Here is a 20,940-nt window from a genome sequence, read left to right as displayed (position 1 = left end):
CTGCGAAGGATAATCTATGTTAAGCATCAAGAATTTACAGGTCAGCGTCGAAGATAAAGCTATCCTGCGTGGTTTGGATCTTGAAATCAAACCGGGTGAAGTACACGCGATCATGGGCCCGAACGGATCGGGAAAAAGTACGCTTTCCGCCACGCTGGCAGGGCGCGAGGACTATGAAGTCACCGGCGGATCTGTCGAATTCAAAGGCAAGGATCTGCTTGAGCTGGACCCGGAAGAGCGTGCGGGTGAAGGCATCTTTATGGCCTTCCAGTATCCGGTGGAAATCCCCGGCGTTAGCAATCAGTTTTTCCTGCAGACCTCGGTGAACGCCGTGCGTAAGTACCGTGAGCAGGAAGCGCTGGATCGTTTTGACTTTCAGGACTTCATTGAAGAAAAAATCCACCTGCTTAAGATGCCTGAAGACTTACTGACACGTTCAGTTAATGTCGGCTTCTCCGGTGGGGAAAAAAAGCGTAATGACATTTTGCAAATGGCTGCTCTGGAACCGGATCTCTGCATTTTGGATGAGACCGACTCCGGGCTGGACATTGACGCGCTGAAAATTGTTTCTAACGGCGTTAACACCCTGCGCGACGGCAAACGGTCATTTATTATCGTTACCCACTATCAGCGTATTCTTGACTACATCAAACCGGATTTTGTGCACGTCCTCTATCAGGGGAAAATCGTGAAATCGGGTGATTTCTCACTGGTGAAACAGTTGGAGGAGCAAGGCTATGGCTGGCTTACCGACCAGGAATGATAATGCCCTGCAACAGTGGCACCACCTGTTTGAAACACACGGTGAAAGTCGCTCAATGCAGGCACAACAGCACTGGCAGCAGCTGCTGCGCTTAGGTCTGCCGACGCGTAAGCAGGAAAACTGGAAGTACACACCGCTGGATCGGCTGCTGGATAACCAGTTTGTCCAGCCAGAGCCTGCGAAGCTGGATGCTGACACGATCCAATCACTGGCCTTACCCATCGATGCGGTACGTCTGGTATTTGTCGATGGCCGTTTCTCGTCTGAATTGAGTGATGGTGAGCACGATCTGTTTACCATCCAGATAGCCCAGGCCGCGGAGCGGCGGGAACTGAACGCCCCCGTACAGCCGGAGGTGTTCCTGCATCTGACCGAGAGCCTGGCAGAGCAGGTTACCTTTATTCAGTTGGCGCGTGGCAAAGCGGCGACACGTCCTTTGTATCTGCTGCATATCAGCAGCAGTAGCGCGGGTGAGCTGAACACCTCTCATTATCGTCATCATTTACAGCTGGACGCAGCGGCAGAAGCGACGGTGATTGAGCACTATATCAGCCTGAGTGCGGCGCCCCATTTTACCGGCTCGCGATTTACTGCGGAAGTGGGCGATAACGCCTCACTGGCTCACTACAATCTGTCTTTTGAAGATAGCAGTAGCTACCATTTCTCGCATAACGATCTGACGCTTGGGCGCGATACGCGAGTTCAGAGCCACAGCTTCCTGCTGGGCGCTGGGTTAACGCGCCACCACACCAGTACCCAGTTGAACGGCGAAGGTTCCGATCTGGCGATTAACAGCCTGATGCTGCCGATAGACAAAGAAGTCTGTGACAGCCGTACCTGGCTGGAACATAACAAAGGGTATTGCCAGAGTCGCCAGCTGCATAAAACCATCGTGCGCGACCGTGGCCGTGCTGTGTTCAACGGCATTATCAAGGTGGCGAAGCACGCGCTCAAAACTGACGGTCAGATGAGCAATAACAACCTGCTGTTGGGCCGCTTAGCTGAGGTCGACACCAAGCCTCAGCTTGAAATTTATGCGGATGACGTGAAGTGTGGCCACGGAGCGACTATCGGGCGTATCGACGAAGAGCAGATGTTCTATCTGCGCTCGCGTGGTATCGATGAAGCCGCTGCACAACGCATGATTATTTATGCGTTTGCCGCTGAATTAACGGAAGCTATCGCTAACGAGACGCTAAAAGAAGCCGTGATGCAACGCATCGCGCAGCGTTTCCCCGGAGGCCTGCAATGAGTTTTGACCTGGCCCGCGTTCGGGCGGAGTTTCCGCTGCTGGCGCGTGAGGTCAACGGACAGCCGCTGGCCTATCTTGACAGCGCTGCCAGCGCGCAGAAGCCGCAGGCGGTAATAGAGGCAGAAAGCCAGTTCTATCGGAACGGCTATGCTGCCGTGCATCGTGGTATCCACACCCTGAGCGCGGAAGCGACCACAGAAATGGAGAACGTTCGCGTTCAGGCCGCCGCTTTCCTTAATGCCGCCAGCGCGGAAGAAATCGTGTTTGTCAAAGGGACCACGGAAGCGATCAATCTGGTGGCCAACAGCTGGGGAAGCAGCCAGCTGCAGCCCGGTGATAACATCATCATTACCGAGATGGAGCACCACGCCAACATTGTGCCCTGGCAAATGGTCGCGCAGCGCACCGGCGCGGAAGTGCGCTTTATCCCGCTTACTCCGCAGGGAGAACTGGATATCGCGCAGCTGCCGCTGCTGATGGATAGCCGCACCCGTCTGCTGGCGGTCACACAGGTTTCAAACGTATTGGGCACGGAAAATCCGGTAAAAGAGCTGGTCGCCCAGGCAAAAGCCGCCGGAGTGGTGACGCTTATTGACGGCGCTCAGGCGGTGATGCACCACAGCGTGGATGTGCAGGATCTGGACTGCGATTTTTATGTTTTTTCCGGGCATAAAATCTATGGCCCCACCGGTATCGGTATCCTGTATGGCCGCAAGGCGCTGCTTGACCAAATGCCGCCGTGGGAAGGGGGAGGCGCCATGATCGCCACCGTCAGCCTGACGAACGGCACGACTTACGCTGCCGCGCCGTGGCGTTTTGAGGCCGGTTCGCCGAATACCGCCGCTATCATTGGTTTGGGCGCTGCGCTGAAATGGATCGGCGAACTGGGGCTGGATGTTATCTGTCAGCGTGAACGGGAGCTGATGCGTTATGCGTTGGATAAGCTGGCGCTAGTGCCTGACATCATCATTTATGGCCCGTCACAGCGTAGCGGGGTTGTCGCGTTTAACCTCGGTAAACACCATGCGTTTGATGTCGGCAGCTTCCTCGATCAGTACGGCATCGCAATTCGCACCGGGCACCACTGCGCGATGCCGCTCATGCACTATTATCAGGTGCCGGCAATGTGCCGAGCCTCTTTTGTCCTGTACAATACCGAAGAAGAAGTTGACCGTCTGGTCGCTGGCTTAACCCGTATTCATCGTTTGCTGGGCTAAATGCCCGCCGGGCGCACATCATTCTGCCTTAGGGGCGAGGCATGCCTCGCCCTTATTACACGTTAAGCCAAAAATTTTAGAATCAGATCCAAAGTGAGGAAGCAATGGCAACTTTGCCAGATAAAGAAAAGCTGGTGCGCAATTTTAATCGCTGCGCCAACCAGGAAGAGAAGTATCTTTATATGATTGAGCTGGGAGCGAGACTACCAGCAGGCACCGATTCGCTACAGCAGCCTGAAAATATTGTTCCGGGTTGCCAGAGCCAGGTTTGGATTGTTGTAGATGTTGACCAGAACGGCCTTGTCGTACTTCATGGAGAGAGTGACGCAGCGCTGGTTAAAGGGCTGATTGCAATCGTTTTTACCCTCTATCAATCAATGACGCCGCAGGAAATCGTCGATTTTGATGTGCGTCCGTGGTTCGCGGACCTGTCTTTGATGCAACAGCTGACCCCATCGCGTTCGCAGGGCCTTGAAGCAATGATCCGCGCCATTCGTCAAAAGTCACTGCTTTTAAGCCAGCGCTAACTGATATGCGTACCTCCCGGTAAATGCCCAAAAGTGCGTAGCCGGGCGTTTACCTCTCCGGCAAGCTCTGAAGAAGTTTCCAGATAACGCATTGATAGTCTAACTGCGTCTACCCGCGCTTCTTAGCGGCTTCATAACTTTTTCAGGCTACCCACATACTCTCCAGAATGATTAAAGCCTTCTGGATGCATTAGCGTTGGTTTTGGAGGGGGGGGAACAGGGCGACAGATGAATGGGGAAAAAAAAATGGCGCACACTGTGCGCCATTTTTAAAACCAGAACTCTTACTTACGGTAAGAGTGAGCCTGGTTGTCCAGACGCTGGTTAGCGCGTGCTGCGTCATCTTTAGCAGCCTGAACGTCAGAACGGATTGCAGTCACGTCGTTGCTCAGCTGGTCAACTTTCGCGTTCAGAGTCTGAACGTCGGTAGACAGCTGGTCAATTTTAGCGTTGCTTGAGCAACCAGCCAGCAGAGTTGAACCCAGGATTACCGCGCCCAGCACCAGTTTAGTACGATTCATTATTAATACCCTCTAGATTAAGTTAATCTCCATGTAGCGTTACAAGTATTACACAAAGTTTTTTCTAAAGAGAATAAATTTTTGCAGGGAAGGAGGTTAAAGTTGCTCGTTCGCTCAAAGAAACATCTTCTTTCCAGCTTTTTACATAACGTGAAGAGAAAACAGGCGATTTTAATCAGAGTACTCTGATATTTGGCGGTGATTTTAGCGGGATGTTACATCGTCAGGCGGCCGGGGAAAAACGGATCGTGTAACAAAAAAAAGCGCCAATAAAGGCGCTTTTTACGTCAGGAGTTGATCTTAATCAGAGCACATGGACTGATGAAGTGTTAGTGGTTCCGCTAGGCACTAAAGCACCTGAAACCATCACAACCACTTCGCCTTTATGAGCATATCCGCTTGCCTCTGCGGCAGCTTTACCCAGACGGTAGAAATCATCGGTAGACGCAATTTTTTCCACGACTGAGGTGATAATCCCTTTGCTCAGCAGTAGCTGACGGGAAGTCTGTGCGTTGGTCGTTAGCGCAAGAATAGTGGCATTTGGGAAGTACTTACGAATTGACTTCGCAGACTTACCGCCTTCTGTTGCCACAACGATCAGCGGGGCTTCCAACTTCTCGGCAGTTTCAACGGCACCACGGCATACGGCTTCAGTAATGCGCATTTTACGGTTGTCATGCTGCGAATCAATGCGGCTTTTCATCACGCGGTCAGTACGTTCACAGATGGTCGCCATGATGCGGACAGATTCCAGCGGATATTTGCCTTTCGCACTCTCACCTGACAGCATCACTGCATCAGTACCATCGAGGATGGCGTTGGCAACATCGCCGGCTTCTGCACGGGTAGGGCGCGGGTTCTTGATCATCGAATCAAGCATCTGGGTGGCGGTGATCACCACTTTACGTGCGTGGTTACACTTTTTGATCATCATTTTCTGCGCGAAGATCACTTCTTCCACCGGGATTTCAACGCCAAGGTCACCACGGGCAACCATGATGCCGTCAGAGGCATCAAGGATTTCGTCGAAGTTGTTCAGGCCTTCCTGGTTTTCAATCTTAGAGATGATCTGAATGTGCTCACCGCCGTGTGCTTTCAGATGCTCACGGATCTCAATCACGTCAGAACGTTTACGAATGAAGGAAGCCGCGACAAAATCAACGCCCTGCTCGCAGCCGAAGATCAGGTCATGCTTGTCTTTCTCGGCCAACGCCGGAAGCTGAATCGAGACCCCCGGCAAGTTAACGCCTTTGTTCTCGCCCAGGTCGCCGTTGTTCAGCACTTTACAGACGACGGTGCTGTCCGTCACTTCGAGAACTTCCATGCCGATAAGACCATCGTCAACCAGTACGGTATTGCCGACTTGCAGATCCGTTGCGAAGCCAGGATAGGTCACGGCAACGGTTTGTGCATTACCCACAACGCTCTGGTCGGTGGTAAAGGTAAAGGTTTGGCCTGCTTTGAGCGCAGCATCCTGTCCACCTTCCAGCTTCATGGTACGGATCTCAGGACCTTTGGTATCCAGAAGGATGGCCGCCTGGTGACCGCTTTTGCTCATAACGTTACGCAGATTGGTAATGCGCTGTCCGTGTTCCTGGTAATCCCCGTGGGAAAAGTTTAAACGCATAACGTTCATGCCGGCATCCAGCAGGTTGGTCAGCATCTCTTCAGATTCGGTTTTTGGGCCGATAGTACAAACGATCTTAGTTTTTTTCATGACGATTTATCTACTAAGTTGTGATGGATGAGAAAGCTGTATCCCGGCGGTAACCCCACCGGAAGAGAATTTTGCGTCACCAGGAAGGTTAAACTTAAAGACAGGTGACGGGATTAAAGACTGCAGGGTAATTTGAGACACGGTTTCAGCGGCGCTGTGGCAAGACATCGCGCAACGGGAAGTTATTATAAATTGAGGGGCAACCATACGCTGAAACCATTCAAGTGAAACAACTAACAATACTATAGTCGTTTAGTGCTCGAAAACCAATGAAAAGCGTGGGGCAACAGGTGCAATGGATAAAACATCGGCTGATAAGACAACAGATTATGCGTTCAATGGCTGATGGAATAAAATAGAAGGAAGCTGGTGCGTTCTAGAGGACTCGAACCTCCGACCCCCACCATGTCAAGGTGGTGCTCTAACCAACTGAGCTAAGAACGCATCGTATCTGACGTCCAGCGATCGGGCTTTTGAAGCCTTAGAGCAGGGCAGGCATACAACGGCTTAACGGGGATGTAATACTTAAAATACACCAGAAACAATTTGGTGCGTCCGAGTGGACTCGAACCACCGACCCCCACCATGTCAAGGTGGTGCTCTAACCAACTGAGCTACGGACGCATAAATCGTTTCAACTTTCATTTATTCAACAGCCTTGTCGGCCGTTGTTTGAAAGTGGTGCGTCCGAGTGGACTCGAACCACCGACCCCCACCATGTCAAGGTGGTGCTCTAACCAACTGAGCTACGGACGCACATAGCTGTCATGGCGACAGCGGGGACGAATATTAACGGCAGCCAGCACGCCTGGCAAGGAGAAAAATTGTTTTCCAGCCTGATTGCTGCGCAACTGTGCGAAGCGCAGCATTTTTAACCGTATCGTGGTGAAATCATCCGCCAAACTAGCGTGCAGAGCGAGCCATGATGATTGTTTCCGGTTCGCGTTGCAGTCGGAGTATTCGCCAAATCATCATAATCGCCGCGGACGTCAGACCGATAATAAAGCCGATCCAGAATCCGGCTGGCCCCATCGCAGGCACCACCAGATCCGTCATCCCCAGCAGGTAGCCGAAAGGTAAGCCGAGAAGCCAGTAGGCGATGAAAGTGATAAAGAAGATCGACCGGGTATCTTTATAACCTCTCAAAATGCCGCTGCCTATCACCTGAACGGAGTCAGAGAATTGATATATCGCCGCCAGCAGCATCAGCTGGGCCGCCATAGTAACCACTGCCGGATCGTCGGTGTACAGCTGGGCGATCTGCTCACGGAAGCTGATGGTAAACAGCGCGGTAACGCAGGCCATACCTATCCCTACGCCCTGGGCAGTCCAGGCTGCCACTTTCGCCTGTTCGGCTGACCCCTGGCCCAGACGAAAGCCTACACGGATGGTGGTTGCTACGCCGATGGACAGCGGCACGACAAACATGAGTGAGCTGAAGTTTAACGCTATCTGATGTCCGGCGACGTTGACGATCCCCAACGGGGAAACCAGCAGAGCCACAACGGCGAACAGAGTGACTTCAAAAAACAGAGCCAGCGCAACCGGCAGGCCGAGTCCGGTCAGTCGGCGTATCGCTTTCCAGTCCGGGGGACTGAAACGCTGTGGCAGGCGAATATCGCGCATCGATTTTGCACGATTCACCCAGAACTTCATGGCAATAAACATCACCCAGTATACTGAAGCGGTAGCCACGCCGCAGCCAACGCCACCGAGAGCAGGCATGCCCAAATGGCCATGGATAAAGACATAATTAACCGGGATGTTTACCAGCAGACCAATAAAACCCATCACCATGCCCGGCTTGGATTTGACAGGCCTTCACACTGGTCGCGGGCCACCTGGAAGAACAGATACCCTGGGGCTCCCCAGAGCAGTGCATGCAGATACCCGATGGCTTTTTCCGACAGCAGCGGGTCAACGTTATTCATGGCGGAGATCAAATGAGCAGCGTTATAGAGCACAACCATAACCAGTACGGAAACGATCCCAGCCAGCCAATACGCCTGACGGACCTGATGAGCAATAAGGTCGCGGCGACCAGAGCCGTTAAGCTGTGCTACGACCGGCGTTAAAGCCAGCAGCAGACCGTGCCCAAAAAGGATTACGGGCATCCAGATTGAGGTTCCAACGGCAACGGCGGCCATATCCGTGGCGCTGACGGCACCGGCCATTACTGTATCTACGAATCCCATTGACGTCTGCGCAACCTGCGCAAGTATTACCGGGATAGCCAAAACTAATAACTGACGCGCCTCTGAGAGGTACTTCTGCACACAAACACCTTAATTGTTTACCCTTTATTTAAAAATATTGGGATTATGATAGACAGGCGTCACTCTGGTAAGAGAAACGCATTTTCATGCCGGTTTCCGTGGGGGCGCTCATTCTAATGCTGGTGGGGTAAATAGCCAATGAACGAATGCGGAAAACGCACTTTGTGTCACGAAATGTTGCCATGCTCTATTTGGCTTTGTGACGTTGCCAGGGCAAACTAGCTAGCAGAAAACCGTTATTTAGAGGCGAAACATGTTTACAGGTATTGTGCAGGGCATCGCAGAGGTGTTAGCGATTGAAGAGAAAGCGAATTTTCGTACTCACACAGTGAAGATGCCGGTGGAGTTGCTGCCCGGTTTAGAACTAGGCGCATCGGTCTCTCACAATGGCTGCTGTCTGACGGTCACCGGCGTGGAAGGCGATCGCGTCAGCTTCGATCTGGTAAAAGAAACGCTTCGCATCACTAACCTCGGTTCGCTTAACGTTGGCGACACGGTTAACGTTGAGCGTGCGGCGAAGTTCAGCGATGAAATCGGCGGCCATTTGATGTCCGGTCATATCATGACCACCGCCGAAATCACTAAGATCCTGACTGCGGATAATAACCGTGAAATCTGGTTTAAGCCGCAGGATGCCAGCCAAATGAAATACATACTGCATAAAGGTTTTATCGGCATTGATGGCATCAGCCTGACGGTTGGAGAAGTGACGAAGACGAAATTTTGCGTGCACCTGATCCCGGAAACGCTGGCACGCACCACCCTGGGCAAAAAACGCCTTGGGCAGCGGGTGAACATTGAAATCGATCCGCATACCCAGGCTATCGTCGAAACGGTAGAGCGGGTATTGGCGCGTCGAGAGGCCGAACTCTTAGCTGCCACGGTGGCCGAAGAGCATAATGATGCTTCTTAAGCAAGATTACTGAAAAAAGGGCGGCTCTGAAGGTCGCCCACTTGTGCTTAAGCATCCTTAACGCGCTACGCGGATCCCGCCTTCTGTTCCGCGCGTAAAGACCACTTGCCAGAGTTGAATATCTCTGGCGCGAAAGGCGCCGGCGCAGGCATTCAGGTAGTAGGAAAACATACGCTTGAAACGCACGCCATATTTCTCGGCCAGCTGCGGCCAGGCAGCCAAAAATCGCTGGTGCCAGCTCATCAGCGTTACGTCATAATCAGCACCAAAGTTATGCCAATCCTCCATCACAAAATGTGGTTCGCTGGCTTCAGCGATATGGCGAACGGACGGCAGACAGCCGTTGGGGAAGATATATTTGTTAATCCAGGGATCGACGTGGTCATTCGTATTACTGGCACCAATGGTGTGCAGCAGAAAAACCCCATCCGGCTTTAAATTACGATCCACCACGTCAAAATAAGTGGCATAATTTTTTGGCCCGACGTGTTCAAACATGCCAACGGATACGATGCGGTCGAACTGCTGCTGAAGATCCCGATAGTCCTGCAAAAGGATGGTCACGCTGAGCCCTTTGCAGCGCTGTTGGGCCAGCTTCTGCTGTTCGGCGGATATCGTCACGCCAACCACGCTGACACCATGATGACGGGCCGCATATTCAGCCAGACCTCCCCAGCCGCAGCCAATATCAAGCAGCGTCATGCCGGGCTCCAGCTGGAGTTTCGCGCAGATCAGCTCAAGTTTGGCTTCCTGCGCAAGCTCGAGTGTTGCCGCGTTTTTCCAGTAACCACAGGAGTACTGCATGTAGGGGTCGAGCATATCGGTAAAGAGGTCGTTACCGAGGTCATAATGCTCTTTACCCACTATCCAGGCGCGTTTTCGAGACTGCAAATTAGTTAAACGTGAAGCGGCGATACGCAGCGTATCTTTGAAATGATGGGGAAGCTGTTGTTCAAGGTGCGCGTTGAGCACCTGCTGAAAGAAAATATCTAAACGCTCACACTCCCACCAGCCGTCCATAAAACTTTCACCCAAACCCAAAGACCCCTCCTGGAGTACTCGCTTAAAAAAATTGGGGTTAGTCACCTGGATATCCCAGGGGCGGGTTCCGTTTATTTCAATATCAGCCTTACGTAATATTTCCTGAGCGATTCGGTACCACTGGTTATTGCTCAGGTTTTCTTCTTCTAAACACGATGAACTCATAGCTTCTCCATCACCCTGTGTGATTGATACCTGAGAAAAGAATAGTCAATTTCTAAAGGTCTGTAAGAGAACACGCGGCAAAGCCACGGCCTGATAACAACGTAAAAAGAGGATTGATTGAAACGTAAAAGGGCTGAGATGAATGCGTTCAGTCAGAAGTGCCTGGCAACCGAACCCAGGCCGATAGCAAAGCGCCTGCACAGCATATACCTCTGCCAGAAGAATAATATTAACTTATTATTTTACATGACGAAGAAAAGTATATGCCTGCGGGCGGTATTGTTCAATGGCTTATCGTTAGTTTGCTAACTAGTTGAGCGCAAGTGCTTTACTGGTGCTGCATCTCCGTTTGCAATACGAGATTTTTTTCGGCCTTGCGTTGAACGAAGTAGCCTAATGCTGCTAACAAAATGGTTATCAGCATCACAAATACCGTGGTTTGCAGCGCCGCAGCAATCCATGTCGATACGGCCATGCTGGCAAGAAAACACAGTCCGAGTTGCAACATATTTTGCAGAGCAGCCGCTTTACCGGTTGCCTGAGGAAACGGAAGAAGGGCGCTGGACACCACGATAGGGTAGATAGCCCCATTGGCCATTGCCATTCCACAGAACGGGAGTAGCAGAGTCCATAATGCGGGTTGCGAAAATTGCGCAATGAGATAGAGCGCGACAATACTCAGGCTATAGAACGCCAGCAGCCACGGGAGGATCTTGCGCCCGGCAAATCGATTAAGCAACGCGCGGCAGCCAAAACCGCCGATAAGAAAAGCGGCGGTTTGCGGAACGTAGCTCAGGCCAATATCGCCCGGCGTCAGTCCTAAGTTGCCCAGAATAAAAGGTGAACCGGTAAGCCAGGCAAAGAAGCTGGCAGAGCAGGCCGCATAGGTCATCACGTTACCGCAGTAGATGGGCGATTTAAGCAGGGCAATAAAGCCCGGAGCGGGAATATCAGGTGCGGATGCGCTTTTCCCCACACGTGGGCGTGATGGCAGCAGAAAAGTCGGTATCAGCAGCAGCAGAGTGATGAGTAAAAGCGCGACGAATATGGCCTGCCATGAAAAATGGCTTAACAGCCATGCACCCAGCAGCGGTGCCAGGGCTGGTGAAAGTGCGACCAGCGGCATGATGGTGGCAAAGACGCGATTCGCCTGCGCACCGCTGTAGCGATCGACGACAAGCGCCTGCCAGCTTACGGCTGCGGCACATACCCCTACCGCCTGCACAAAACGCCATGCCAACAGTGACGTCGCGGAGTCAACCCAAAGCATGGCGGCACAGCCTATAGCAAACAGGCTCAGTCCCATCAACAGTACCGGCTTACGGCCGATGCGGTCCGAAAGGGGGCCCCATATCAGCTGGGCGCAGGCAAATCCGGCAAGGAAAATGCTTAGGCTGGCGCTGATAGCCCCGGCCTGGGTGTCAAGATCCCGCTGCATTACGCCAAATGCTGGCAGGTACATATCGGTGGCGAGAAAGCCCAGCATGCTCAGCAGCGCCAGGTAAATCATAAAACCTTTCGAATTCATACAGATTTGCTCTTGTCATACGGTTTTTTTTGCTGGCGCAGTGTAATCGCGTGCGGGGCGGCCTGTGAAACGCTAATATTCGTTGACTGTTATGAAAATTTTTGAAGGCTGGATATGTGGTCTGAACATTCACTCGAAGTCATTGATGCCGTGGCCCGAACCGGAAGTTTCACCGCCGCTGCCGCTGAACTGCACCGCGTTCCTTCTGCGGTAAGCTATACGGTGCGTCAGCTGGAGGAGTGGCTGGCCGTCAGTTTATTTGAAAGGCGGCATCGTGACGTGGTGCTGACCGATGCCGGTCGTGTATTTAGCGAAGAGGCCAGATCTGTTATCAAAAAAATGCTTGCCACCCGTCGCCGTTGCCAACAGGTAGCAAACGGCTGGCGGGGGCAGCTCAATATCGCCGTTGATCGTATGGTCCGGCCATCGCGGACCCGGCAGCTGGTGGTGGATTTTTACCGCCATTTCCCAGATATGGAGCTGCATATCATGCCAGAAGTCTTCAACGGCGTTTGGGATGCGCTGGCGGACGGTCGCGCGGATGTGGCGATAGGCGCTACCCAGGCGATCCCGGTGGGGGGGCGTTTTGCGTTTCGGGATATGGGCAGCCTGAACTGGCGCTGCGTGGTCAATGCACAACATCCGTTAGTCGGACGGCCGGGGCTGCTGACGGAAGGATCGGTACGCGAGTGGCCTTCGCTGGTCATGGAAGATACCTCGCGTGCGCTACCCAAACGCACAACCTGGACGCTTGATAATCAACGGCGGCTGGTCGTTCCTGACTGGGAAAGTGCCTTTGACTGCCTGCGAGCGGGGTTGTGTGTTGGCATGGTTCCGGGACATTTTGCGCAGCCGTTATTACAGCAAAATATATTGTGTGAACTGACGCTGAGTTCGCCCTTCCCGGACAGCCCATGCTGCCTGACCTGGTCAGAGCAAAGCGCCTCACCGGCGCTGAGCTGGCTGCTGGAATATCTTGGTAGCACTGAAACCCTTAACGCCGAATGGTTGAGTGAGCAATCCAATACGACAGTGATACAAGATCAGCGGCGGTAGTCGCGGTAAGGGCCGTCCGCCACCGAGCGTCTTTCAATCAAAGTAGGGTACACTTCAATGGTTTGCGACTCTTCGCGCTTGCTGGTGATGCGGTCAAGTAACATATTGAATGCGGTTTCACCAAGACGCTCTTTCGGTTGGTGTACGGTGGTCAATGCCGGAGTGAAATAACGGGCGTTGCGCACGTTATCATAGCCAATGACCGAAATATCCTGGGGGACCCGCAGGCCCATTTCATCGGCTGCGCAGATTGCGCCCATTGCCATAATATCTCCGCCGCAGAAAACCGCGGTCGGGCGTTGTTTCTGCGCCAGGATTTGTTGCATCGCGCGGTAGCCGGATTCAGGTTCGAAATCTCCCTGTACCAGCCATTCTTCCCGCAGAACGATGCCCGCTTCAGTCAGAGCTTTCAAAAATCCCGCATGGCGTCCGCCACCGGTGTTGCGCTCCAGCTGGCCTGGGATGGCGGCAATATCCCGGTGTCCGCGTTCAATCAAATAGCGCCCGGCAAGATACCCGCCCTCAAACGCATTATCCAATACCGTATCGGTAAAATCACCGCGCGACTTGCCCCAGTCCATAACAACCATAGGAATATTGCGGTGATCTTCAAGCATTGAAATCAGCGCGTCCGGGTATTCAGAGCACATGACCAGCAGGCCATCAACACGTTTTTGCGCCATCATTGACAGGTAAGCCTGCTGCTTTTCTATATTGTTATGGGCGTTACCCAGGATCAGGGTATAGCCTTTGGCAAAGCAGCTGTTTTCTACCGCCTCAATGATTTCAGCAAAATAGGGGGCTTCACTTGATGTTGCCAGCAGACCAATCGTTTTGGTGTGGTTTACCTTGAGGCTGCGTGCTACGGCGCTGGGGGAGTAATGCAATTCTTTGATTGCAACCCACACCGCTTCACGGGTCTCATCGGCGACAAAGCGTGTTTTATTGATGACGTGAGACACGGTGGTGGTGGAAACACCGGCGCGCTTTGCCACATCCTTAATTGTTGCCATGTAAATCGTACTCCTGGTGTTATCAGTAACCCCCTGATAACCGGTTTGTTAAACGTTTGCCTTAGCCCAGGCTCTTCCCGTTGGGCCAGAATTATTGGGGTTGTCTAAAGGGGGCGGGAAGAGAAGAAATCTGCCCGCAACAGGGTGCACGGAACCGATCGCATCGGGTTTAGCGGCTGTTGCGCAAATTAAGAGGGGAATTCTATCAAGGCTGCGCAAAGAAAACGAGAATTTTGCCCGTAAGGACAGGAATTTTTGCTGGATCGGAACGTCACAATTCGCTCGCGAGGATGAAAATCGTCAGCCGCGTTCGGATCGACGGCTTTGGGGAGCTGCAGCATGAAAGGGGGGCGTGTCACGGGCCAGAGGGTCTGCTTGTGGCCCGCTGTGGAAAAAAGCCGCTAACGAATCGTTTTCGGTGTCATAACGCGACGAGCACCCACATAATGTTCCTGCCAGTAATCGTCGCTAAGCGCACTGACCTGAATGTCTTTTCCTGTCCTTGGCGACTGGATAAATTTATTTTCACCAAGATAAACCCCCACGTGGTCGGCTGAGCCTCTTCCGTTGATGCGGAAAAACACTAAATCACCTTTCTCAAGACGGTCACGTTTGATCGGAGCCGCATCGCGCAGGTGATACATTTCATTCGCGGTGCGTGGGATTTTAAATTTAACTAAATCTTTGTAGGCATACCAGACAAGCCCGCTGCAGTCGAACCCAGTCTTAGGGGAGCTGCCGCCCCACAGATAGGGCTTACCGAGCTGCCCCATTAGTTTACTGACTGCGGTTTCACGGGCTTTTTGATAACGAATGCGGTGTGCATTACTGAGTTTCAACGGGGCTGAGGGATCGACTTTGCCAACCTTAGCTAAACTGCTTTCCGCGCGCTGTCTGCCGTAATGCTTTTTCGGTGCTTTTTTTTTGCTAGCCGTACGACTTATCCGTGCGTTAACTTTCTTGCCTTTCAGCGCTGGCTGCTTAGTCGCCGCTTTCTTCGTGAGTTTGTGATCCTGCGCCGGAGTGAGATGTGCTGCTTTTGTGGGCTGTTTTGCTTTTTTAACCGGCTGCTCTTTGGCTTTTTTTGTCGGGGAGGCTTTAACCGGGCGTCGCTTGCGTCGTTCATCTTCTCGCGCGCTATTGCGATCGGCTTTATGCTGATTTGCATTGATGAGTGTGTGGGGCGATGCGTGCGCCATATTGAAAAATAGCTGAGCAAAGGCCAACAAGAAAAGCGTAAGGAATAAACGCATCATTTCCATTAACAGTTTATGCGTCGCAACGGTCAGCAACGCGATCGTAAGTAGTGGTTTCTGCGCGCAGGCAGAAAGTTGTAACGATTCTAAACTAACTGGAGAGCAAAGAGTAAGGCCTTTTTTGTTACAATAATACAGAACGAGTATATGATTCAATATTGAGCACAATCAGTTGCTTAACCCAGCATGTTCTGACGTTAAGTCGTTAACTGATGCGGTACGCACCATAAGATAATGTTATTTTGTTATCATGACCCGATCGCCTGACTGCGTGTGGTCAGTGACAGATGAAAATGTCATTATCATCGTCAGGCCAGAATAGCTACAATCATAGCTGGCTACAGCCTATACACAAAGTATCGTATTGAGGAAGGCATTTATGAGTACTGTTGAAAAAATTCAGCGCCAGATCGCAGAAAATCCAATTCTGTTATACATGAAAGGTTCCCCAAAGCTGCCAAGCTGCGGCTTTTCCGCTCAGGCGGTACAGGCGCTCTCTGCCTGTGGCGAACGTTTTGCTTATGTGGATATTCTGCAAAACCCTGACATTCGTGCAGAAATGCCAAAATATGCTAACTGGCCAACGTTTCCACAGCTGTGGGTAGATGGTGAGCTGGTAGGTGGCTGCGATATCATTATTGAAATGTATCAGCGTGGTGAACTGCAGCAGTTGATCAAAGAGACTGCCGAGAAATATCCTGCCGACACCGCAGAATAAGAGTGATATCAGGCGTTATCTGTTCAATATTGTGAGCTTTAGAGCCAGTCAGTGAATAAGCTGACTGGCATGACGACGCCAAATTCCCGCACCTCCGGAGCCTGATAATGAAGCTGCTGCGATGAGTCCCTAAGCAGCTTCATGCCCATCCACTCCAAAATTACGCTGACCGGATGTCCAGCCGAATTAAAACGTCCTCCATTCCTGCCAGCGTTTGCCGGGAGTAAAGTACAACCTCTTTAACCGGCGTGGGATGGGTGTGCCTGGGCTAATCTGCGTCGCTCTTTGCGGCTAAAGGCAGGGGCCATCCACCCAGTCGTTTCCAGCGGTTAACCAGTTCACAGAAGAGATCGGCCGTTTGCAGGGTATCGTAAAGCGCTGAATGTGCCTGCGAACTGTCAAAAGTCATGCCGGCCGCATGACAGGCTTTTGCCAGCACGGTTTGACCCAGTACCAGTCCGCTAAGCGCCGCCGTGTCGAAGGTGACGAAAGGATGGAATGGGTTGCGTTTCAAACTGGCGCGTTCCGCGGCAGCGTTCATAAAGTTGAGATCGAAAGTGGCGTTGTGTGCCACCATTACAGCCCGGTTGCAGCCGCTGTCCTTAATCCCTTTACGCACCAGTTTAAAAATGGCGTGCAGAGACTCATATTCACTGACCGCGCCGCGTAGAGGATTAGCGGGGTCAATTCCGTTGAAGGCCAGAGCTTCGGGAAGGAGAATCGAACCGGGGAAGGGCTCAACGTGGAAATGAAGCGTTTCGTCTTTTACCAGCCAGCCATCGTTATCCATTTTCAGCGTTACCGCCGCGATCTCCAGTAAGGCATTGGTTTTAGCATCGAAGCCCGCCGTCTCGACGTCTATCACCACTGGATAAAAACCGCGAAAACGGCTGCTTAAGGTATTAAATTCATTAGATTCAGACATCGACATCTCATTGGCAAAAAAAGGCAGCGCGCATTATGGCAAATTTCGCTGATTGATGCAGCAGGGAGGGGGAAAGGAGCGCCAGGAAAGCGCCCCAAAAAGCTTAGTTGCCGATACCGTGACCAGCATGCTTGTTTTCAATAAGTTCGATCTTGTAGCCGTCAGGATCTTCTACGAAGGCAATGATCGTGGTGCCGCCTTTCACCGGGCCGGCTTCGCGGGTGACGTTGCCGCCATCATTGCGAATACGCTCGCAGGTCGCGGCGACGTCGTCCACGCCCAGGGCAATATGGCCATAGGCGTCACCGAGGTCATAGTTATCCACGCCCCAGTTGTAGGTGAGTTCGATAACCGCGCCTTCGCTCTCTTCACTGTAGCCGACGAATGCGAGAGTGTATTTGTACTCGGCATTTTCACTGGTGCGCAGCAGGCGCATACCCAGAACCTTGGTGTAAAAATCAACGGAGCGTTGCAGATCGCCAACGCGCAGCATGGTGTGAAGTAAACGCATAACATCCTCTTTTATCAGCGTCATCATTCAGATGACGTACCACTCATTATAGTGACAATACCAACGGGCGCGAATCTTAGGACCTATCACCGAGCTTTGGATAATCAGTGTACCCTTTGGCGTTACCGCCGTAGAAGGTTTCAGGCTGTGGCTCATTGAGACCGGCATGACTTTTCAGGCGATCGACCAAATCGGGATTGGCAATATAACTACGCCCGAAAGCGGCGGCATCAATCAGGCCCGCAGCGATAAGCGTTTCAGCCTTTTCGGCATCGTAACTTCCGGCAGCCACGATCACGCCAGGGTACTTAGCACGAATTGCCTGCCGAAATTCTTGGGTAAACGGTTTACCGCCTGCCCAGTCAGGCTCGGAGATATGCAGATAGGCCAGATGACGCTTTGCCAGTTCGCCAATGAAATACAGGGCGGCGGCTTCCTGGTCCTCGCCATTGTCCAGGCCATTAAATGGGCCAAGCGGAGAGAGACGAATGCCGATGCGGTCGGCATGCCAACCGGCTATTGCCGCATCCACCACTTCCAGGGCGAAACGGGTTCGATTCTCAACAGTACCGCCATACTTATCATCACGCTGATTAGAGGCCGGTGACAGGAACTGATGGATAAGGTACCCATGTGCCGCATGGAGCTCTACCAGGTCAAAGTCGGCCTCACGGGCGTTGATCACCGCCTGGCGGAAGTCATTGACGATACCGGCCACTTCATCGGTACTGAGCGCGCGTGGCGTTGAGGTCGCTTCACGCACCGCATGGCCCCCGGCATCACGCAGTGTGGTTCGGGTATCGGCATTAATGGCCGATGCCGATACCGGCGCGTCGCCGCCGGGTTGAAGGCTGAAGTGAGAAATACGTCCGGTGTGCCACAGCTGGACCGAACTATGCCCGCCTTCCTGATGGATGCCTCCGTTGATTTTCTTCCATGCGCTGATCTGTTGAGAAGAGTGCAGGCCGGGCGCGCCTGCGTAGCCCTTAGCCTGAGCGCTAATCTGGGTGGCCTCGGTAATGATTAACCCGGCACTGGCGCGCTGGCGATAATATTCCCCCATTAGCGGCGTCGGAATATCGCCAGGCTCAATGCTGCGCAGGCGTGTTAGCGGCGCCATGAAAATACGATTTGGCACGGTTATGGCGCCCAGAGTTAATGGGGTAAAGAGTGTGTTCAGCTTCATCTCTGGCTCCTTATAGACCGGTCGACTAGTAAGTAGTCTTTTTTATTAAACGCGCAGGATAAGGTTCATCTCATACAAGGCATTAATCAGCGGGGCCTCGTCGCGACATATTTTGCTGTGCAGACTGGCTCCCAGCCAAAATGTATATATTGTTTGTGCGCATGAAGCGCTGTTAAGCTCACAAGAAAGTGTTCCCTGCTGCTGCGCCTTTGCCAGCGCGGCAGCCAGCGTGTCGATCAACGCGGTAGAACCTGCCTTCAGCGCACTACGCATCGCCTCAGAAAGGTCGCAAACTTCGGCGGACAGCTTTACGGAGAGACATCCCCCAAAGCTGTTTTTCTGCTGCCACTCAAGCGACTGATGATAATACTCAAGCACGCGCTGGCGACAGCTGCCCTGATGCTGATTGAGAAAGTCACCCAGCCGCTGATGGTGACGGGCAAAGTAGCGCTCCAGCATTGCCACACCAAACGCTTCCTTTGAAGGGAAGTAATGGTAAAAAGACCCTTTAGGTACGTCTGCCTGCTTAAGCAGCTCGATCAGCCCCATGCCATTGAAGCCGCGTTGCAGACAAAACTGTTCGGCGGTGTTCAGCAAATGTTCACGAGTATCAAACAGGGTCGTTTTGTTCATGGCTACACCCTAACTGCACTCACGCTGTCTTTCAACATTCAGCTGGCCTTACGGCACGTTCGGATCATATCGAGTGCTGGCTGATATTCCCGGGTCTGGATATCCATCATCCCCAGCAGGGTATGGAACACATTATCCTGAGAGACCTCTTCAACTTTAGCCTGCTGCTGGAGACACTGGCGGTCGATGCCAAACGTTGTGGTGTAATCTGATGACAGCCAGAGCAATAAAGGAATATGTGTCTGCTGGGTCGGTGCAAACAGGTAAGGTGCGCCGTGAAGATACATCCCATGTTCTCCCAGTGATTCACCGTGATCGGAGAGATAGATCATCGCCAGATTAAACCTGTCGTCATAGGATTTCAGTAGGGTAATGGTGTTGTCCAGCATGGTATCGGTATACAAAATCGAGTTGTCATAAGTATTGATCAGCGCCTGACGATCGCAGTCCTGGATCTGGTTGCTGTCACAGGTCGGCGTAAACTGACGTGACTCCTGCGGGTAGCGCAGATAATAAGCCGGGCCATGGCTCCCCATTTGATGCAGTACGATCACCGAATCATCTTTAATACTGTCGATATAGTTGTTCAACCGATGCAGCAGTACATCATCCAGGCAATAATCGCTTCTGCACAATTCACTGACCTGCCATTTTGTCATATCGCTATGCGGCACCCGGTCACAGGCACCTTTACAGCCACCGTCATTTTCACGCCACAAGACATTGATACCGGCATGAGCCATCACGTCAAGTAAACCTTCCTGATGGCGTGCCAGGCTGGCGTCATAGTCTTTACGTGGCATATTGGAAAACATACAGGGAACGGAAATGGCGGTTTCCGTTCCGCAGGAGTGGGCATTTTGATAATAAATGACATTATCGCGCTGCAATTTGGGGTTAGTCTCTCTCGCGTAGCCGCCCAGGGAGAAATTCTCAGCCCGTGCCGTTTCGCCCAGCACGAAAAGGACCAGCGTTTTCTTTTTGTTCCCTGCAATCAGCTTTCCTTTTTTTGCGTCCTGGCCAATGGCGATCAGTGACCGATCGCCGGAAAACCATCGGTCAGTAGCATAATGCCCGATGCTGCTCACCACGTTAGCGGGGGTGACCATTTTCACCAGACCTTTGTTATTGCGGATCATTGATGCGTAATCTTTGTAGAAAAGAGCCGCAATAAGCACGATCAACAATAGAGCCGCCAATGAAGTCAGAGCGCGCCATGCTATCGACATCCACCAGGGGCGGCTATTTTCGATACGGCACAGGCAAAGAACGATCGCCGGTAGCGCACCCAAAAGAAGTAACCAGATAAGGTAACGCAGGCTGAAAAGCGCCGAGGCTTCCTGTATATCGGTCTCGAATACGTTCTGGATCATGTTGGTATCGATAACCGTGCCGAAGCTGATCATAAAATAATTGGCGGCAGCGCTGGCAATTATCAGAATCGAGAGTAGGGGCTTTCTTAACCACGGCAGTGCAAGGACGTTGAAGATAACAAGAAATGCACAAATCAGTACCAGCGGAATTGTTGCTGTAAAGAGATACTCACGTAAACCATAAACGGGGATCGTTTGCCAGGCGTGGAGCAAAAAAGAACCGTTCAGAAAAAATGTGAAAAATACCGCAGCACAAAAATTGAAGATGATTTCGTTACAACGTAACCTGTTAAGCAAGGTTTTCATGGTCGTCCAGTTACAGGGAAATATCCGCAAAGAGTAACCATTA

At 52.2% G+C, this 20,940-nt stretch carries 18 protein-coding genes, 3 tRNA genes and 1 pseudogene; 7 read left to right on the top strand and 15 right to left on the bottom strand.

Features of this window, described 5'->3' with window-relative positions; genetic code table 11:
• The first annotated feature begins 16 nt into the window (after positions 1-16).
• From sufC to sufE, 4 genes are all read left to right on the top strand, one after another.
• The gene (sufC, locus tag ETA_RS10215) at positions 17-763 is read left to right on the top strand and encodes a Fe-S cluster assembly ATPase SufC (protein ID WP_012441550.1); all 747 of its coding nucleotides are present in this window, start codon (positions 17-19) and stop codon (positions 761-763) included.
• Complete coding sequence (gene sufD / locus ETA_RS10210; RefSeq protein ID WP_042958924.1) at positions 738-2,015, top strand: Fe-S cluster assembly protein SufD; 1,278 nt, start codon at positions 738-740, stop codon at positions 2,013-2,015. Before sufC ends, sufD begins: the two co-directional genes overlap by 26 nt.
• Positions 2,012-3,232, top strand: a complete 1,221-nt coding sequence (gene sufS, locus ETA_RS10205) for a cysteine desulfurase SufS (RefSeq protein ID WP_012441548.1) — start codon at positions 2,012-2,014, stop codon at positions 3,230-3,232. Before sufD ends, sufS begins: the two co-directional genes overlap by 4 nt.
• A 104-nt stretch (positions 3,233-3,336) precedes the next feature.
• Positions 3,337-3,759: a cysteine desulfuration protein SufE gene (sufE, locus tag ETA_RS10200; RefSeq protein WP_012441547.1), complete on the top strand. Its 423-nt coding sequence runs from the start codon at positions 3,337-3,339 to the stop codon at positions 3,757-3,759.
• 284 nt (positions 3,760-4,043) lie between these two features.
• Here the strand turns inward: sufE and ETA_RS10195 are convergent, their stop codons facing one another.
• The 6 genes and pseudogenes from ETA_RS10195 to ETA_RS10170 all read right to left on the bottom strand — a co-directional run bounded on the left by ETA_RS10195 (position 4,044) and on the right by ETA_RS10170 (position 8,273).
• The gene (locus ETA_RS10195) at positions 4,044-4,280 is read right to left on the bottom strand and encodes a major outer membrane lipoprotein (protein ID WP_004157411.1); all 237 of its coding nucleotides are present in this window, start codon (positions 4,278-4,280) and stop codon (positions 4,044-4,046) included.
• Between the two features lie 304 nt (positions 4,281-4,584).
• Positions 4,585-5,997, bottom strand: coding sequence for a pyruvate kinase PykF (pykF, locus tag ETA_RS10190; protein ID WP_012441546.1), 1,413 nt, complete (start codon positions 5,995-5,997; stop codon positions 4,585-4,587).
• A gap of 367 nt (positions 5,998-6,364) precedes the next feature.
• Positions 6,365-6,441, bottom strand: a tRNA-Val gene (locus tag ETA_RS10185).
• 103 nt (positions 6,442-6,544) lie between these two features.
• Positions 6,545-6,621, bottom strand: a tRNA-Val gene (locus tag ETA_RS10180).
• Between the two features lie 55 nt (positions 6,622-6,676).
• Positions 6,677-6,753: transfer RNA gene (locus tag ETA_RS10175), tRNA-Val, on the bottom strand.
• A 147-nt stretch (positions 6,754-6,900) separates the two neighbouring features.
• Positions 6,901-8,273 (bottom strand): annotated as a pseudogene (locus ETA_RS10170) (MATE family efflux transporter).
• Positions 8,274-8,526: 253 nt separating this feature from the next.
• Between ETA_RS10170 and ETA_RS10165 the strand changes: the two are divergent.
• Positions 8,527-9,186: a riboflavin synthase gene (locus ETA_RS10165; protein ID WP_012441545.1), complete on the top strand. Its 660-nt coding sequence runs from the start codon at positions 8,527-8,529 to the stop codon at positions 9,184-9,186.
• Positions 9,187-9,243: 57 nt separating this feature from the next.
• On the opposite strand, the gene cfa is transcribed toward ETA_RS10165, so the two are convergent.
• Together cfa and punC are read right to left on the bottom strand one after the other, a co-directional pair.
• Entirely contained in the window at positions 9,244-10,392 is a 1,149-nt protein-coding gene (cfa, locus tag ETA_RS10160; RefSeq protein WP_012441544.1) for a cyclopropane fatty acyl phospholipid synthase, read from the bottom strand.
• 328 nt (positions 10,393-10,720) lie between these two features.
• Complete coding sequence (gene punC, locus ETA_RS10155; protein ID WP_012441543.1) at positions 10,721-11,920, bottom strand: purine nucleoside transporter PunC; 1,200 nt, start codon at positions 11,918-11,920, stop codon at positions 10,721-10,723.
• A 114-nt stretch (positions 11,921-12,034) separates the two neighbouring features.
• Between punC and punR the strand changes: the two genes are divergently transcribed.
• Positions 12,035-12,976: a DNA-binding transcriptional activator PunR gene (gene punR, locus ETA_RS10150; protein ID WP_012441542.1), complete on the top strand. Its 942-nt coding sequence runs from the start codon at positions 12,035-12,037 to the stop codon at positions 12,974-12,976.
• On the opposite strand, the gene purR is transcribed toward punR, so the two are convergent.
• Positions 12,964-13,989, bottom strand: a complete 1,026-nt coding sequence (purR, locus tag ETA_RS10145) for an HTH-type transcriptional repressor PurR (RefSeq protein ID WP_012441541.1) — start codon at positions 13,987-13,989, stop codon at positions 12,964-12,966. The genes punR and purR overlap by 13 nt on opposite strands.
• 401 nt (positions 13,990-14,390) lie before the next feature.
• Positions 14,391-15,242 (bottom strand): C40 family peptidase, encoded by an 852-nt coding sequence (locus tag ETA_RS10140; RefSeq protein WP_012441540.1) that lies wholly within the window; start codon positions 15,240-15,242, stop codon positions 14,391-14,393.
• A gap of 382 nt (positions 15,243-15,624) precedes the next feature.
• On the opposite strand from ETA_RS10140, the gene ETA_RS10135 reads away from it, so the two are divergent.
• The gene (locus ETA_RS10135) at positions 15,625-15,963 is read left to right on the top strand and encodes a Grx4 family monothiol glutaredoxin (protein WP_012441539.1); all 339 of its coding nucleotides are present in this window, start codon (positions 15,625-15,627) and stop codon (positions 15,961-15,963) included.
• Positions 15,964-16,231: 268 nt separating this feature from the next.
• On the opposite strand, the gene rnt is transcribed toward ETA_RS10135, so the two are convergent.
• The 5 genes from rnt to eptA all read right to left on the bottom strand — a co-directional run bounded on the left by rnt (position 16,232) and on the right by eptA (position 20,897).
• The gene (gene rnt, locus ETA_RS10130; protein WP_042958921.1) at positions 16,232-16,894 is read right to left on the bottom strand and encodes a ribonuclease T; all 663 of its coding nucleotides are present in this window, start codon (positions 16,892-16,894) and stop codon (positions 16,232-16,234) included.
• Between the two features lie 97 nt (positions 16,895-16,991).
• Positions 16,992-17,399 carry a lactoylglutathione lyase gene (gene gloA / locus ETA_RS10125; protein ID WP_012441537.1) on the bottom strand — a complete coding sequence of 136 codons (408 nt, stop codon included), beginning with the start codon at positions 17,397-17,399 and terminating at the stop codon, positions 16,992-16,994.
• Between the two features lie 76 nt (positions 17,400-17,475).
• Positions 17,476-18,585, bottom strand: a complete 1,110-nt coding sequence (gene nemA, locus ETA_RS10120) for an alkene reductase (RefSeq protein WP_012441536.1) — start codon at positions 18,583-18,585, stop codon at positions 17,476-17,478.
• A 45-nt stretch (positions 18,586-18,630) separates the two neighbouring features.
• Entirely contained in the window at positions 18,631-19,218 is a 588-nt protein-coding gene (locus ETA_RS10115) for a TetR/AcrR family transcriptional regulator (RefSeq protein WP_012441535.1), read from the bottom strand.
• Positions 19,219-19,256: 38 nt separating this feature from the next.
• Positions 19,257-20,897 (bottom strand): phosphoethanolamine transferase EptA, encoded by a 1,641-nt coding sequence (eptA, locus tag ETA_RS10110; RefSeq protein ID WP_012441534.1) that lies wholly within the window; start codon positions 20,895-20,897, stop codon positions 19,257-19,259.
• Positions 20,898-20,940 lie beyond the last annotated feature (43 nt).

The organism is Erwinia tasmaniensis Et1/99 (assembly GCF_000026185.1).
Taxonomy (GTDB): Bacteria; Pseudomonadota; Gammaproteobacteria; order Enterobacterales; family Enterobacteriaceae; genus Erwinia; species Erwinia tasmaniensis.
This window is presented reverse-complemented; position numbering and strand designations above follow the sequence as displayed.

What these genes read in the sequence shown, in the direction of transcription:
- sufC (WP_012441550.1), top strand. Translation starts at nt 17, where the DNA reads ATGTTAAGCATCAAGAATTTACAGGTCAGCGTCGAAGATAAAGCTATC.
- sufD (WP_042958924.1), top strand. Translation starts at nt 738, where the DNA reads ATGGCTGGCTTACCGACCAGGAATGATAATGCCCTGCAACAGTGGCAC.
- sufS (WP_012441548.1), top strand. Translation starts at nt 2,012, where the DNA reads ATGAGTTTTGACCTGGCCCGCGTTCGGGCGGAGTTTCCGCTGCTGGCG.
- sufE (WP_012441547.1), top strand. Translation starts at nt 3,337, where the DNA reads ATGGCAACTTTGCCAGATAAAGAAAAGCTGGTGCGCAATTTTAATCGC.
- ETA_RS10195 (WP_004157411.1), bottom strand. Translation starts at nt 4,280, where the DNA reads ATGAATCGTACTAAACTGGTGCTGGGCGCGGTAATCCTGGGTTCAACT.
- pykF (WP_012441546.1), bottom strand. Translation starts at nt 5,997, where the DNA reads ATGAAAAAAACTAAGATCGTTTGTACTATCGGCCCAAAAACCGAATCT.
- ETA_RS10165 (WP_012441545.1), top strand. Translation starts at nt 8,527, where the DNA reads ATGTTTACAGGTATTGTGCAGGGCATCGCAGAGGTGTTAGCGATTGAA.
- cfa (WP_012441544.1), bottom strand. Translation starts at nt 10,392, where the DNA reads ATGAGTTCATCGTGTTTAGAAGAAGAAAACCTGAGCAATAACCAGTGG.
- punC (WP_012441543.1), bottom strand. Translation starts at nt 11,920, where the DNA reads ATGAATTCGAAAGGTTTTATGATTTACCTGGCGCTGCTGAGCATGCTG.
- punR (WP_012441542.1), top strand. Translation starts at nt 12,035, where the DNA reads ATGTGGTCTGAACATTCACTCGAAGTCATTGATGCCGTGGCCCGAACC.
- purR (WP_012441541.1), bottom strand. Translation starts at nt 13,989, where the DNA reads ATGGCAACAATTAAGGATGTGGCAAAGCGCGCCGGTGTTTCCACCACC.
- ETA_RS10140 (WP_012441540.1), bottom strand. Translation starts at nt 15,242, where the DNA reads ATGCGTTTATTCCTTACGCTTTTCTTGTTGGCCTTTGCTCAGCTATTT.
- ETA_RS10135 (WP_012441539.1), top strand. Translation starts at nt 15,625, where the DNA reads ATGAGTACTGTTGAAAAAATTCAGCGCCAGATCGCAGAAAATCCAATT.
- rnt (WP_042958921.1), bottom strand. Translation starts at nt 16,894, where the DNA reads ATGTCGATGTCTGAATCTAATGAATTTAATACCTTAAGCAGCCGTTTT.
- gloA (WP_012441537.1), bottom strand. Translation starts at nt 17,399, where the DNA reads ATGCGTTTACTTCACACCATGCTGCGCGTTGGCGATCTGCAACGCTCC.
- nemA (WP_012441536.1), bottom strand. Translation starts at nt 18,585, where the DNA reads ATGAAGCTGAACACACTCTTTACCCCATTAACTCTGGGCGCCATAACC.
- ETA_RS10115 (WP_012441535.1), bottom strand. Translation starts at nt 19,218, where the DNA reads ATGAACAAAACGACCCTGTTTGATACTCGTGAACATTTGCTGAACACC.
- eptA (WP_012441534.1), bottom strand. Translation starts at nt 20,897, where the DNA reads ATGAAAACCTTGCTTAACAGGTTACGTTGTAACGAAATCATCTTCAAT.